General features: G+C 49.8%; 7 protein-coding genes and 1 pseudogene. All 8 read right to left on the bottom strand.

What is annotated here, in order from left to right; translation table 11 throughout:
• Positions 1-4: 4 nt before the first annotated feature.
• Positions 5-1,096: pseudogene (locus tag SYN7336_RS33080) on the bottom strand (hypothetical protein); the annotation flags it as partial.
• Positions 1,097-1,136: 40 nt separating this feature from the next.
• A complete protein-coding gene (locus SYN7336_RS31125) occupies positions 1,137-1,544 on the bottom strand; it encodes a DUF4279 domain-containing protein (RefSeq protein WP_156820202.1) in 408 nt (135 codons plus the stop codon).
• A gap of 281 nt (positions 1,545-1,825) precedes the next feature.
• Positions 1,826-2,230, bottom strand: a complete 405-nt coding sequence (locus tag SYN7336_RS17070) for a hypothetical protein (RefSeq protein ID WP_017327152.1) — start codon at positions 2,228-2,230, stop codon at positions 1,826-1,828.
• 1 nt (position 2,231) lies between these two features.
• A complete protein-coding gene (locus SYN7336_RS26415; protein WP_017327151.1) occupies positions 2,232-7,184 on the bottom strand; it encodes an RHS repeat-associated core domain-containing protein in 4,953 nt (1,650 codons plus the stop codon).
• Positions 7,185-7,244: 60 nt separating this feature from the next.
• Positions 7,245-7,652 carry a hypothetical protein gene (locus SYN7336_RS31120; RefSeq protein ID WP_156820200.1) on the bottom strand — a complete coding sequence of 136 codons (408 nt, stop codon included), beginning with the start codon at positions 7,650-7,652 and terminating at the stop codon, positions 7,245-7,247.
• Between the two features lie 32 nt (positions 7,653-7,684).
• On the bottom strand, positions 7,685-9,787 hold the full coding sequence (locus SYN7336_RS17060; RefSeq protein WP_227498530.1) for a polymorphic toxin-type HINT domain-containing protein: 2,103 nt from the start codon (positions 9,785-9,787) through the stop codon (positions 7,685-7,687).
• 629 nt (positions 9,788-10,416) lie between these two features.
• A complete protein-coding gene (locus SYN7336_RS31115) occupies positions 10,417-10,716 on the bottom strand; it encodes a hypothetical protein (protein ID WP_156820199.1) in 300 nt (99 codons plus the stop codon).
• A gap of 166 nt (positions 10,717-10,882) precedes the next feature.
• Positions 10,883-15,448: a polymorphic toxin-type HINT domain-containing protein gene (locus SYN7336_RS17050; protein WP_017327148.1), complete on the bottom strand. Its 4,566-nt coding sequence runs from the start codon at positions 15,446-15,448 to the stop codon at positions 10,883-10,885.
• Positions 15,449-15,658 lie beyond the last annotated feature (210 nt).

The raw sequence follows: 15,658 nt of genomic DNA, 5'->3' as shown, positions 1-15,658 counted from the left end.
TCACGCGCCCTAGAGCGTCGTAGACGTAGTGAAGAACGTTGCCATCGGCATCAATTTGAGCGCGCGCTCGAGTGCCGCGATCGTAGAGGGAGATCGCGCGCAGATTATCGGATGAATCCTCAGGCGTATCGTCCGTAAAGATCGTTTCCACAAGGAGATTGCGAGCGTCGTAGACGAATTCGGTTCTTTCCCCTCTTGCATCGACTGTCGCAATGAGGTTGCCATTAGCGTCATATTCCGAACGAGTAACGTTGCCAGCGGGATCTTCAATTGCAATCAGGCGATCTTCAGCATCGTAGGTAAATCTAGTCGTTAGTTCTTCGGTGACGTCTTCAGCCAGAGTGAGTGAGTAGGATTCGGTGAGGCGATTGCCGCGACCGTCGTAGGTGTACCTAATCTCGTGGCCGAGAAAATCGATGATGCTGCTGACGGAGCCAAATTCGTCATAAGTAATAGCACTCGTATTGCCGTTTTCGACAAAGCCGACAATGCGACCGAAGTCGTCGTAGAGCACTTCGGAAAAGCGGTCGATCGCGTCAGTAGCCGTGAGAACGTTGCCAGCTTCATCGAAAGTACTATTGAATGCTTCGCCCAGAAGCCCAATCGTGCTGACAAGATTGCCTTGGTTATCGTAGAAGAACTGGAGGGTAGAGCCGAGGACATCGGTTATGCTTTCAAGCTGACTATCTGCACTGAACGTTGCTGTAGTCGTCCGACCTTCGGGGCCTGTTTCGTCAGTGACGATGGTTTCGCTGATGCGGTTGTTATTCTCGTCAAATTCGAAGAGTCCTTGGTTACCCAGAGCATCAATCTGGCGAACGAGGTTACCGTGCTCGTCGTATTCGTTAAGGGTGGAGGCTCCGAAGGGATCCGTTACAATCTCAATTGCGTTTTCAGGATCGTAGGTTAGCGAAATCGACTCACCCGCCACGTCGAATATTCTGGTTAAGCGCCCGTTTTCGTCGTAGTCGGCGCGAGTGCCAGAGCGACCTAAGGGATCGATGATTTCGTCTAGGAAGTGAGCTCGCTCGTCGCTATAGTCAAATCGAGTCGTGTTGTTCTCGCGATCCGTTACCGCGACTAGATCGCCAGCCGCATCGTATTCGTATCAGGATCAGCCTCGGGAAAGTTCTATTTTAAATTGCTATAACAGAGACTGTCATTGGGATGTTTACTTTAGCTATTACTTGAATAAGTTGATAGGGTAATCTAAAACCACCTTGATCACTTTCTTGTAGTAAAGAAATATATATTTCTGGCTCAAAGCTTTTGATATTAAAGCTTTCAAGCCTAGGTAATACGGCTTCTAGGCTGGTAATAGCTTCTAATAAATCATTCTCAATATCGGTAATAGAGCTATTATGATCTAGATTAGGTGTGAGATTAAGTATCCAAACGTCATGAGGTTGAGTTCTCTTTTTATTCCGGCCAACAAGCTCTCCTTTTTGGTAGAAACTTGATGCTTGTATTCCTAATATTTTGTTTGTTTCTTTAAGTGTAGGAAGTTCTCCTCTAAGTCTTAATGATAAATTAAGTTTAGTCATTTTAAATATCCTATAAATCTAAATACTCGTTTGCTAAATCTCTAAGTTCATCGAAGGTTAAATTATCAGCACCACCTCTACCTTCTGCTCTTTTTTGTTCTTCAAGAAAGTCACCAAAATCTCTCCTGTCAAGATTATTTTCTCTAGCTATCGCGTCAATCTGCTGGCGATCTCTCCTGTTTGCTCCTCTTGAAGGGTTTCTTGTTCTTGGGTTATCGGGTCTAGCGCTGGGTAGATCATCGAATAGATCCAGAAGTTCATCTTCTAAATCAGGATCTAGATTATTTGTGTCTGCATGTGATCGTCAAACTGCAGCTTGTAGGAGCAATGAGGTCATTACCTTCATAGTAATCAAGATGGATATGCTCATTTTCTTTGCAAGTTTCATCAAAAAAATTTAGAAAAGACTGTCCTAGCTTACGAAGGGCAACATCCGTGCCTGAAATTAAAAGGTTATTTTGATGAATTAATATACTTAACAAGTTTGACTTATCTGTGGTTATATCCTTTCTGAAAATTAGCTTTTCAAGATTTTCTGGATAGAATTCTGATTTCTCCTGACTCGACATGAACTCAATTTCTATATCGATATTAAATAGAGAATTTCCTATCTCTCTCAACGATGAGGCTGAGTCTGAAATATCCACTTCCGGGTTTTCTAGATTTCCATTAAATAATATGTTCATGCTAGCAATCTCCTGGTCTAACAGTATTTGGGTTGATCGAGATATGAGGGTCTGCTAGATTTCCTCTCTGTATAACACCATTAATTTGAGTTTGCAAATTAAGATGTGGCCCTCCCATTGCTCGAACATGGCTTGAATTAAGATTCACATCAAAGCCTACTCTTCTTGTAATACTTTGACCTTGGGAGTCTACAAAAGTTTGGATTACTTGAATACCTGAATTTTGCTCGATAATTGTTATTTTAGATGAGACACCTTGAATCAAGAACTGATCTGCTAGTGTTAATGCATCATCCATTGAAATAGGAGTATTTGATGGAGTAGGCGGTGGAACAAGAGCATTATTTGGGTTGGTGCTTGTAGAGTTTAAGCCGCCGCTACTACCACTACAGTGGTCAAAAGGTTTGTCGATACCATCTGGAGTAGTCTCATCGGGGGTTGCTGGGTTGCCAGGGAAAGGACGCGCCGGTTCACCGAGATCTGTGGGAGGGAGATCTGTCGGTAAAGAAACTCCTTCTCCTCTGCCCAGAATATTGTCAAGTATATCCCGGATCCATCGAGGGAAGCCCGCCACAGGTGGCGGTGTAAAAGCGTCAGTGTCTACAAAGCGATTATTCAGTGCTTGGCTGGTTTCGAATGATAGCGAGATTTGATTCACTACCAGAGTGGTGTAAGCAATCGCATACAAAATACTGGCAGCTACAGTCGCACTTGCTTTTTCAGAGAGTGTGAATAACCCACTGGGGTCAGTGTTGTTTACCGGATTGCCGTGGGCGTACTGATACTTATGTTGTGAGTATGGGTCATCCAAGAATCCAGAGAACGGATCGCGACTGATAAACCTCCCTAAATCCGGGTCGTAATACCGCGCCCGTAGGTAATCCAGCTCCAGCGTGTCATCTCGCTGCTCTCCAGCAAACTGGAACTCTGTGTCAGCCCCTTCCTGCAATAACTCCCGCCCAAAGGCGTCGTAATCTAGCTCAGCCACCACCTCTGCGTTAACATCCGTCAACACCCGATTGCTACCCAATCCATCAGCATGAAAGAACGCCACCCCGTTCGAATCACTCTGGGCAATGCCATAGACATACGATGTGTTCACCTCACCATCAGCACCGTATTCTTCTAACACTTGCGCATACGCCACATTGGGATCGACTAGATAGCGAGACTCCAGCCCATCAATCATTGAGGCCACGCGAATCCCAGCATCGTCGTAGACATACTGAGCCAGCAGTTGCTCCCCATCCCGCTGAATATCGGCAGTCACCAAGCGATTCTCAGCATCGAAAGTGTAGCCAATCTGCTCGAAAAGATTCTCTCGAAGGATGACATTGCCGTTGTCGTCATAGGTGAACTGGGTTAGAACACCATCGGCATCGACAGTGGTCAACAGTTGATTGAGCTTGTCGTAGGTATATTGGGTAAGCCCTTCCACCGAGTCAGTGCGGGTGAGGCGGTTACCTGCGAGGTCGTAGGTATAGGCAATCGAGCGATCGCCATTGACGGCATCGATAATGGACTCGTTCAATAGGCGGTAGATGGAGTCGTAGGTATAATTCACCTGCCGACCATCTAGTTCAGTCACACTAGTACGGTTACCTACTGCATCGAGAGTGTAGTCGTAACGGGCGAACAGTTCGCCCTCAGCATTGGTCTGCTGCAGCGAAAGGAGACGGTTGAGATCGTCATAACTAGAGGTTTCGATCGTGCCGTTGCCCAGCTCGGCACGGACTAAATTGCCGACTTTGTCGTAGCTATATGATGTCGTTCCGGCGTTGGGGTTTGTAACTTCTACAAGACGGTAGAGATCGTCGTAACGATAAGTTGTGTTGCCAGACGGAGCTGAAAGGCTGGTGAGATTGCCTGCGTCGTCATAGGTGTAATTAATTTGACGATTATCAGCATTGATAAAAGAGGTGAGACGATCCCGTTCGTCATATTCGTATTGCGTCAGGCCATAGCGCGCATCGTCGATGCTCGCGAGCTGACGATCGTCTGTATAGGTATAGGCAACGCTGGAGCCATCCTCGAAGGATTTGAGGGTGAGGAGATTTTCGGTATTGTAATCGTAAGTGATGACGTTGCCGTTGAAATCAGTCAGCTCGACGAGATTACCGACGGAGTCATACCTGTAAGCACTGCGCTGACCGAGAGCCAGTTCTGTCGCAGTGACTTGGCCCAGCAGGTTGTATTCGTAATTTGTGGCATGACCATTCGGATCCACCGCCCGCAACAAATCGCCCAGCTCGTTATAGGTGTAGGTAGTTCGTTGTGTTAGAGCATCTTCTACTGCTGTTAAGCGACCGAGAGCATCGTACTCGTAAGATGTGGAATTCCCCGCTCGATCTTCTGTGGCAACTAGGCGATCGAGGGCGTCATAGGTGTTGTTCTGAATCAGACCATCGGCAAACTCAGTAGAAATCAGGCGATCTAGCACATCGTAGGTGTAATGAGTGGTCCGCCCCAATGCATCGGTGATAGAAGTCAAGCGATTCCCACTGTCATAGGTATAAGTGGTTTCGTTATCGAGGGCATCGCGTACCAAAGATAGACGGCCAACTGTGTCGTATTCGGATTGAGTTTTGTTGCCCAATTCGTCCACTCGATCCAGCACCCGACCCACAGCATCATAGCGAGTGATTTGACGGGGGTTGTCACTCAGTTCATCGGGTGTATCGTCGGCAAAAATCGTACTTTTCAGACGACCGAGGGCATCGTATTCAAAGTGGGTGGCCACCCCCTCACGATCAATTGTAGTAATGATTTGATTGGCTGCATCGTAGACATATGAAGTCGTTAGATTATCGTCCAGATTATCTGGTGTGTCGTCCGGGTAGACAATCCTTTCAAGCAAGCCACGATCGTTGTAAATATATTCCGTTCGGCGATCGAGGGCATCGATTTCTGCCACCAACTGACCGGCAGCATCATATTCATAGCGATCTGTCCGTCCTTCAGGATCGGTCCTGCTAGTCAATCGTCCCTCGGAGTCGTAGGTGTAGATAGTCTCTACTGTGCGAACCTCTCCAGATGCCGAGGTTTGAATACTTGATGCGGAAAGTATACGCCCCTCTGCATCGTAGGTATAGGTAGTTAAATCGCCCAACGGGTTGATAGTGCGCTCGAGATTGCCGCGAGCATCATAGAAGTATTGAGTGGTTTGGTCGAGTGCATCTGTCTTTTGGTTTCTCAGGCCGAGAGAATCATAAAAATAGCGAGTCTCTTGCTGGAGAGGATCGATGATGGAAGTTGTATTGCCACGGCTATCGTAGGTCAATCGAGTCGTATTACCGAGGGCATCGGTCAAACTCTCAATCTGACTAAAATCATCATAGGTAAACCGCAGAGTATGACCTAAATCATCCTCAACCGTCAATAAGTTATTTCGATCATCGTAGGTGTAGCGCTGAGTTTCGCCCTCTGCATTGGTGACACTCAGCAGATTATTATCGTCATCATAGGTGCGATGAGTTTCGCCTAATAAGGCATCAATTGTAGTCAGAATATTGCCGCGATTGTCGTAGACAGATGTGGTCGATCTCCCTAAAGCATCCGTTACTGCTTGCACGGAATTATCGGGATCGTAGTCAATCTGGACAGTTTGCTCGCCACTGCCCAAGACGCGACTGAGGCGTCCCGAGTCGTCATATTCGGCACGAATTCCCCTGCGTCCCAGAGGATCGATAACTTCATCTAAAAAGTGAGACCGCTCGTCGCTGTAGTCCAATCGAGTCGTATTGTTCTCGCGATCGCGTACTGCAACCAAATCCCCAGCTACATCGTATTCATACCGAATACTCTCCCCAGCCGGGTCCACCACCGACACAATCCGCCCCTGCCCATCCCGCTCGAACGAAATCGACTGACCGGTGGAACTGACAATCCCGTCATCACTAAAGCTGAGCTGGTTGCCATTGCGATCCTCCACCGTGAGCAGATCGCCAGTGACCGCATCGATGCGATAGATAATGCCCTCGCGAGTGGTCAGTCGGTAAATGCCGCTAAAGCCGCGATCGGTGTCGGCAGGATTGAGCCCAGACCCGTGATTGAGGCTGACATACGAACCATCTGCCGCCCGCGATAGCCGCGATACCCCTTCAATCTCCAACGTGCTGGTGACCCCAGCATCCCCCCGGAAAGCCGAGCGATAAATCGTCGGATCGCCCCCCAAATCCACATTGGGGAAGAAGAGCGAAATCGGGTCAATCGTCGGCGCAAATGTAAATGCTTGCCGCTCGCCTCCCGGCAGCGTGATATATACCCGAGTGCGATCGTCAAATGTCTGGGAACGAATTCCCAATTGCTCGAACAGCTCGTCCGGTCCCAAACTGGTGCGCAGATCCGTATCGCGGAACTCCAAACGCCAGCCAAAGCCAAAGTCGTCGCTGCTGCTGGCATTAAGACTGTCGTAGGTGCGAGTCACTGAAATGGGAATCCCGGTCAGGGGAATTTGCAGGTCGGTGAAAGAGAGTTGGAAATTCCCCAACTTCAATCCGCCAGCCACATTGACCGTCTGCTCGATCGCATTCACATTCCCCGTCTCATCCACCGCTTCCAAGCGCAACGTATAGGCATCGTTCTGCAACAGCGTCGGGTCGAAGTCGCCGATATCGCCATCCGCAATATTTGACTCCCCTCGGAAAACCTCGACAAACTCGTCCGTCCCTACAGGCGCAACCGAGAGGGTATAGAAGTCCAGATTGTCATCCGTCACCGTGCCGAAGATATCTGTCGGTGCCGTGACGAACTCCTCGAACTGCTCGGCGACTAGCTCCACCGTCGGCGGCGTGCCGTCGCTGAAATCGACGACATCGAAAGTCAGTACGGATTGGGATTGATTGCCCGCCGCGTCGGTTGCAGAGGCGATCGCCACAAACTCCCCAACTTGTGCGGGAGTCAACGTAAACGTCCCATCCGCCTGTAACGCCACGGGAGAGCCATTGACTTCCAACGTCAGCTACCGGGGACGAGGATATCGGCCACATCGTCGAAGCTATTAATTTATGTTTCACTAGCTATACTCTCCTGTTATTTCATGCAATAAAAAAGCTATCAACTCCCGAAACTCACGATTGGAGTGGCGACCTAATTCAGGTTCATTTTTCATCACATAAGCACTTGAACCACGGATATTCTCATTTATTCGTCGAGAAATCTTATCAAGAAACTCTGGATATAATATCCAACAATTAGGGCTTTCTTCCTTTAATATCCAAGCAAATCTTCCAGGAAAATCTGAGATTTTTTGCTTAAGCAAGGAAATGTCAATTTCATCTACTGGTTCTTTATACCAACAAGTCACACTTGGTGGATAACAAATAGCTTCTTTGCTTTCACTATGGAGGCTCGGTGCAATACGACAGTTTTTGATATTGCCAAATTGCGACAACAGAAAGACCACAGGATTACCTTCTATCATTTAAGCTAACCTTTAAAACTATAGAACAACCTCTAGGAACCAGGTACAATCCTGATGTTGCCTGGGTTAAGGCGATTGATTAGTCTATTATAATCACCTAACGGGATCGGATTATTAGATAGCCTTGGATCGTAAACGAACCGTCCATCGGTAAAGACTGTGTGGTAAACAAAATCCTGAGGAACTATTACTCCATCTATAGACTCCGGGACAGCAATAGTTGCAAATGGCGAAGTATCCCTTGGCTGAAAAGTGATGATCTCCCCAGCCGTCCCAGAAGCACTAGCAATTACCTCGGCTATTTCGCTGCAATCACAGCCTGGAGTGTTTACAAGATCTTGAAAGTTTGGATCATCAAAAAGGTCTTTTATCTGTGAATTTGCTGGAAAATCAGGGTTTTCTGAGCGGAAAGGTCTATCAATTCCAGGAATACCACTGCTTGAACCATCAGGTGCATTATTCGAGCCTCCACACATATTATGTGACAGGATTTCTAAATCCGAAACGAAGTAAGTATGGAGTCCGTCGATCTCAACATTGTAGATATTGGTAGTTTCATCACGCTTATGCACAGCATCGATAGAAACGGACTTCCCGGCCCGCGTCTGCAAGACAGCTCCAACGGTAAGCTGGGATGCCCTTACCCAGCCTCGCCCCTTAACCCAGAAAGGATGTTCGGGTGTGCAAGAGATCTTCTCCGTGCCAATAAACAAGTCGATAATCACAGGAGCCTGTCGTTCATACCACTCCGTTACCTGCCGCTGACTAACTTCCCCAGTCTCCTCGTCCCAAGCAATCACCCAATCACCTGGCCGGAGCCTGTCAATATCGGTCTTACCCTGCGGAGTCAGAATGGCTGTGCCCGCAACAAAGCACTGAATCGTGTCGGGCCTGGTTGGAGAAGCACCATCCAAGGCGTTGTCAGCCGCATTGCGGCCACCGTCGAGGATGTTGCCGATGATGTTATCGACAAGATCGCCACCTTGCCTAGCAATGTTATCGGATAGCCCGCCGATCGATCGCGCGAACCCTCTCGCCCCCCTCAAGGGATTGCGCAGTAGCGAGCGCGGGTTGAGAGCACCATCCAGTAATCCGAAATCTAAAAGGGCAGAGGTGACACCCGCAAATGCCCGTAAAGGATCGCCACTAGACAATCCTGCTCGCAGCGTATTGAAAGAATCTGCTAAACCATTGGCGACCAGCAAGCTAAGACCCACTGTCCCAATAGCGCTCTTAAGCAGAGCTCCAGCAAGTGCCGGACCGAAGACAAAGCCCAACCCCCCAAATGCTGCCGCCCCTAAAACTCCCAATACTGTCGAGCGCTCCCCTCGAGCAAAGTCGCTAGTCACCTGTGCCCCAGCACCAATCCCCGCACCCAGCAAAAATTGTGGGCTCGAAATGACACTCAGCGTTCCCCTAGCCACTGAAGCAGCACTGACATTGCCAATGCTGAAGAAGCCGCTGGGGTCTGTGTAGGTAACCGGATTGGCGTTGGCATAGAGATAGCGATTCTGGCTAATCGGGTCGGTAATGAAGCCCTCAAACGCATCGCGACTGATAAAGCGTCCCGTACTCGGGTCGTAATAGCGCTGGCGTAAATAATAGAGCCCCAATTCCTGCTCGAACTGCTCTCCCGCAAATAAGTTATCCACCTGCTCGGCATTGCGAGCACCTAGCAGCTCGCCAAAGGCCAAGTAGTCGAATTCCTGTTGAACAGTGCCCTCGCCATCAGTCACAACCCGAGTGCTACCCAAGCCATCGGTATGGAAGAACGAGCTTTGGTCCCCTTGCAACTGAGCAATCAAGTCCAAACCAAAGACTGAAATCTGTACGAGATCGTCACTGGTGATGGATTCGAGTACCTGAGCGAAAGGCCGGTTGCTATCGATCACGTAAGTCGTCGTCTCGCCATTGATGGTGCTGCTGACTTGAATGCCTGCTGTGTCGTAGACGTAGCTAATCTCGTCCCCATTGGGCAGCAACACCCCGACCAAACGGTTGGAGTCGTTCCAGTCAAATTGCGTCGTGCCGTTAATGCTGCTCGTACGGTTGAGCAGATTGCCGTTGGCATCGTAGCTGTAGCTGGCTCGATCGCCTTCGGGCAGTTCGATGCCGGTGCGACGACCGAAAGCCATCACGTTGAACCAAAGTCCCTCTCCTGCATTATCCAACCCACATTCAGCAGGCAGTCAGAGAATTAAAATGATTTTATGTGAGGTAGTTTTCGAATTATTTTACTCATCAATATGAGCAATTAGGTTTCATATTACGGCATGACTCCCTTAACCTATTCTTATTGAGAATATTCTTAATAGAAGCGGGCTTGGAAGTAGTGGAGATATCAGAGGATTTGTGGACTTACGATTGAGGCTTAATGACTGAACCCCCTTTTGTGTATAGGTTTCAGCTAAATATCGGAAAATATTTTTGTGCTAGCACAACCTGATAAATGTGGGATCCAAGGCGTTGTCGGCTGCATTGCGGCCATTGTCGAGTATTCCGCCGATGATGTTATCGAGGTGACTACGAATGGCTGATTGTCGAGGACTTCTCAAGCAAATGGTTCAGGTTCATTACCGGAGGGTACGAACCATGTTTGAGCGTTGACATGAAGAATGCCGCTTGCTCTTGACAATCCACATGGCTGAGAGTAATCGTACCTTTGTTGGAGTGGAACCTAATTTCCGGAACGGGAGCAGCCATAATTTCCGGAATTCACAAGGGGAGGGATCCCTCGGCTTAGGCACCCATACCCTACTAATATTTACATGAAACTTGGCTTCCAAGATTGACCAGTGAATAGCTCCCTATTCTCTTCTATAAAGACCTTTACTCTATCTCCAGATTTAAACATGCAGAAGGGATTTTCCTGGTTAGCAAATGTTACTAATACTCGAGTCTTCATCTCAATAGATACCATACAGCCAATCGCATCAGCTAGATGATTTAAAATAGCGGCTCCGAAATATTTGTCTGAGCAGAAAATATCAATATCGACATTAAATTCATTAAGTTGTAGGCTTCTAAGAATAGGGTTTGGCTCCTCAATTCCTTGCTCTTCCATGAATTTCCTCGTGTATGAATAAGCCTCACTCCGATCCTCGACAACAATATGGACTCCTAAAAATTGCATGCTTCCAAGTTTAGTATGCAGAAGTTTATTTAAGGAAGCTTCGTCAATTCTCTCAACTGAAATAGTACAACATAATTCTGTCATTTTTAGAATTGCCTTATCTTGGTAGACTACTCTCATCAAATAGCCGGAAAGTTACACCTGGAATGCTAGGAGTGAAGTTGTTAATAAAATCTTGGAACTGAGCTAATGTATTTTGAGAGTTAGATGCTCTTACAACAAGAACTTGACCGCCTGAACCAACTTGGCGAACTCCTTTAGCTAAGTCACCCGCTGCATTTCTTCCTATACCTGATAAACGCTTGACATCAGCTTGAACTCCACTATTGAGAAGCGTAAAGTCATTGGTTAGTCCTGGCCCTGCTTGACCTTGACTAAGGCTATCGTCAATGAAATGAACATTCTCTCCCTCGGCGCGTAACTGTTTTGCAACGCTCAACTCAGCTTGCGCACTCAGGCTATTTGGATTTGTAGGATCCGCAGCAATACGTGCTTTACTTGCAACAATATCGGGATCTCCTGTTATCTTGCCTCCAAGACTTGTGCCTCCACACATATTATGTGACAGGATTTCCAGATTCGAAACGAAGTAAGTGTGGAGCCCAGTAATCTCAACATTGTAGATATTGGTAGGCTCATCATGCTTACGAACAGCATCGATGGAAACGGGCTCTCCAGCCCGCGTCTGCAAGATAGTTCCAACAGTAAGCTGCGAAGCCCGCATCCAACCTCGTCCCTTAACCCAGAAGGGGTGTTCGGGTGTGCAAGAGATCTTCTCCGTGCCAATAAACAAGTCGATAATCACAGGAGCCTGTCGTTCATACCACTCCGTTACCTGCCGCTGACTAACTTCCCCAGTCTCCTCGTCCCAAGAAATTACCCAATCACCTGGTCGAAGACTATCAATCGCAGTCTTACCATGTGGAGTTAGAACATGTGTTCCTGAAACAAAGCACTGAATCGTGTCGGGCCTGGTTGGAGGAGCACCATCCAAGGCGTTGTCGGCTGCATTGCGGCCATTGTCGAGTATGTTGCCGATGATGTTATCGACAAGATCGCCACCTTGCCTAGCAATGTTATCGGATAGCCCGCCGATCGATCGCGCGAACCCTCTCGCCCCCCTCAAGGGATTGCGCAGTAGTGAGCGCGGGTTGAGAGCACCATCCAGTAATCCGAAATCTAAAAGGGCAGAGGTGACACCCGCAAATGCCCGTAAAGGATCGCCACTAGACAATCCTGCTCGCAGCGTATTGAAAGAATCTGCTAAACCATTGGCGACCAGCAAGCTAAGACCCACTGTCCCACTAGCGCTCTTAAGCAGAGCTCCAGCAAGTGCCGGACCGAAGACAAAGCCCAACCCCCCAAATGCTGCCGCCCCTAAAACTCCCAATACTGTCGAGCGCTCTCCTCGAGCAAAGTCGCCAGTCACCTGTGCCCCAGCACCAATCCCCGCACCCAGCAAAAATTGCGGGCTCGAAATGACACTCAGCGTTCCCCTAGCCACTGAAGCAGCACTGACATTGCCAATGCTGAAGAAGCCGCTGGGGTCTGTGTAGGTAACTGGATTGGCGTTGGCATAGAGATAGCGGTTCTGGCTAATCGGGTTGGTAATAAAGCCCTCGAAGGCATCGCGACTGATAAAGCGTCCCGTACTCGGGTCGTAATAGCGCTGGCGTAAATGATAGAGCCCCAATTCCTGCTCGAACTGCTCTCCCGCAAATAAGTTATCCACCTGCTCGGCATTGCGAGCCCCCAACAGCTCGCCAAAGGCCAAGTAGTCGAATTCCTGTTGAACAGTGCCCTCGCCATCAGTCACAACCCGAGTGCTACCCAAGCCATCGGTATGGAAGAACGAGCTTTGGTCCCCTTGCAACTGAGCAATCAAGTCCAAACCAAAGACGGAAATCTGTACGAGATCGTCACTGGTGATGGATTCGAGCACCTGAGCGAAAGGCCGGTTGCTATCGACTACGTATGTCGTGGTTTCGCTATTGATGGTGCTGCTGACCTGAATGCCTGCTTGGTCGTAGATGTAACTAATTTCATCGCCATTGGGCAGCTCTACACCAACTAAGCGGTTGGAGTCGTTCCAGATAAATCGAGTCGTGCCGCTAGTGTCACTCGTCCGGCTGAGCAGATTGCCGTTGGCATCGTAGCTGTAGGTGATGGTGTTGGTGACATCGCCATTTAGACTGCGGACTTCCTGCAGCAGTTGATAGTCATCGTTGTAGGCGTAGGTGGTCAGCCCTTCGAGCGAATCTATACGGGTGAGGCGATTGCCGAGGGCGTCGTAGGTGTAGTCGATGGTGCGACCGTCGTTGGTGGGGTCGTCTGGGTCGAGGATGCGCTCTTGGGTGAGGCGGTAGACATCGTCATATTCGTATTGGGTAATGCGCCCGTCATGTTCGGTAATTTGTAGGCGATGACCGATATTGTTGAGCGTGTATTCGAAGCCAGCAATGACGGTCTCTTCGCCGGTTTCGGCGTCGATTTGGACAGTGGTGAGACGGGTGAGGCGATTGAGATTGTCGTAGCCTCGTCGTTCCTCGGTACCGTTGGCGAATTCGGTGAGGGTGAGGCGACCGGCGAGGTCGTATTGGTAGGTGGTGACGCCTTGGTTGGGATCGGTGACCGTTTCGAGACGGTTCTGAGCATCGAACGTGTAAGTAGTGGTGCCGTTGGGGGTGCTGACGGAAGTACGGTTGCTGGCTTCGTCGTAGGTGTATTCGATGGTGGGACCACCGGGACGGATGTAAGAACCATCGGGGTCGGTGCGGGAGACGAGTCGATCGCGATGGTCGTATTCAAAGCGGGTGACGCCGCGCCCGTCGGTAATGGTCTCGATTTGGCCGGTATCGGTGTAGGTGTAGGTGACATCAGCGTCGTTGGCAAAGTCAGTGGTGACGAGTTGGTTGAGGGCGTTGTATTCGTAGCGGGTGGCGTTGCCGTTGAAGTCGGTGTAGGTGGCGAGGTTGCCGTTGGCATCGTAGCTGTAGCTGGCCTCTTCGCCTTCGGGCAGTTCGATACCGGTGCGACGACCGAAGCTGTCGAAGTCGTAGCTAGTGGTAATGCCGTTGGCATCGGTGGTTTCGGTTAGGAGGCTGAGGTTGTCGTAGGTATATTCCGTCCGTTGGTCGAGGGCGTCAGTAATGCTAGTGAGACGGCCGAAGTTGTCGTAGTCGTAACTGGTGGTGTTGCCTTCCTGGTCGGTGGCAGAGATTGCTTGGCCGATTTCATTAAAGGTACCGGCAACGGTGGTGCCGTCGTCGAAGGTGGTTTGGACGAGATCGCCAGCTCTGTTGTAGGCGAATGTGGTTGCTTGACCCAACGGATCGATTTGCTGCAGCACTTGGCCGATCTCGTTGTATTCGGTTCTCAGTCGGGGGTTGTCGACTAGAGTTTCGGGCGTATCGTCCGCCAGGATGGTTTCGGTCAGGCGACCGAGGGCGTCATAGCGGAATTCGGTGATGTTGCCCCGTTGGTCGGTTTGAGATTGGACTCGGTCGTTGTTGAAGTATTCCGTTTCGATGCGGGGGTTACCGGCGAGGTAGGCTGGCGCGGCGTCGGGATAAACCACCTGCGTCCAATCGACCGTATCGAGGGTTTGGCCGGGGGCGATCGCCTCCAGTAACTGTTCCAGAGAATCGGACTCTGTCGGATAGATCGTTTCGGTGAGGCGACCCACTTCGTCATAGACGTAATGGAGAGCGTTGCCACCCGCGTCGATTTGAGCGCGCAAACGACCGCTGCGATCGTAGAGGGTAATGCTGCGCAGGTTATCCGATGAATCTTCAGGGGTATCGTCAGCAAAGATCGTCTCAACCAAGCGATCGCTGAGGTCGTAGCGGAACTCCGTCCGGTTGCCTGCGCGATCTGTCAGGGCTCTGACTTTGCCATCGCCGTAATATTCGCTGATTTCGCGCAGATTGTCGTTCAGAAAGGCCGGTGGTTCGTCGGGATAGACCACCTGGCTCCAATCGACCGTATCGAGGGTTTGGTTGGGGGCGATCGCCGCAAGGAGCTGTTCTAAAGTTTCCGATGCTTCCGAGTAAATCACTTCGGTGACGCGCCCGAGAGCATCGTAGACGTAGTGGAGCGCGTTGCCAGCAGCATCGATTTGAGCGCGTGTCCGTCCGCCGCGATCGTAGAGGGCGATGTTGCGCAGGTTATCGGATGAGTCTTCGGGAGTCTCGTCGTCAAAGATCGTTTCTACGAGGAGATTGCGATCGTTGTAGACATATTCTGTCCGCTGGCCTCTGGCATCTGTGAGGGCCAAGAGATTGTTGTTGGCATCGTATTCGAAGCGGGTGACGTTACCCGCCGGATCTTCAGTTGCTGTAATGCGGCCTTCATTGTCGTAGGTGTAGCTGATGGCGAGCTCTTCGGCGACGCCCCCGGAGAAGGTAGCGGTGTAGGTTTCGGTGAGGCGGTTGCCGCGATTGTCGTAAGTGTAGTTGACTTCGTTGCCGAGAAAATCGGTCGTGCTCGTGATGTAACCGAATTCGTTGTAGGCGATGGCACTGGTATTGCCGTCGGGGTCGATAAAGCCGATCGGTCGGCCGAAGTCGTCGTACCGATATTCGAGCACGCGACCGATCGCGTCGGTGGTGGTCAGGAGATTGCCAACTTCATCGAAGGTATTGTCGATCTCTTCACCAAGCACTCCGAGCGTGGTGGAAAGATTGCCTTGGTTGTCGTAAATGAACTGGATGGTGGAGCCAGTGACATCGGTGATGCTTTCGACTTGGCGATCGGCGCGGAAGCTTGCCGTGGTGGTGCGTCCCTCCGCTCCGGTTTCGTCGGTGATATAGCAATCCTAATTCACTTATAAAATTTCAAGATTGTTATAATGAAGTTGGAGGATACTGAGGGA

The sequence above is a fragment of the Synechococcus sp. PCC 7336 genome, assembly GCF_000332275.1.
Lineage (GTDB): Bacteria > Cyanobacteriota > Cyanobacteriia > Thermostichales > PCC-7336 > PCC-7336.
The sequence above is the reverse complement of the archived record's forward strand: the minus strand, read 5'-3'. Positions and strand labels throughout refer to the sequence as shown.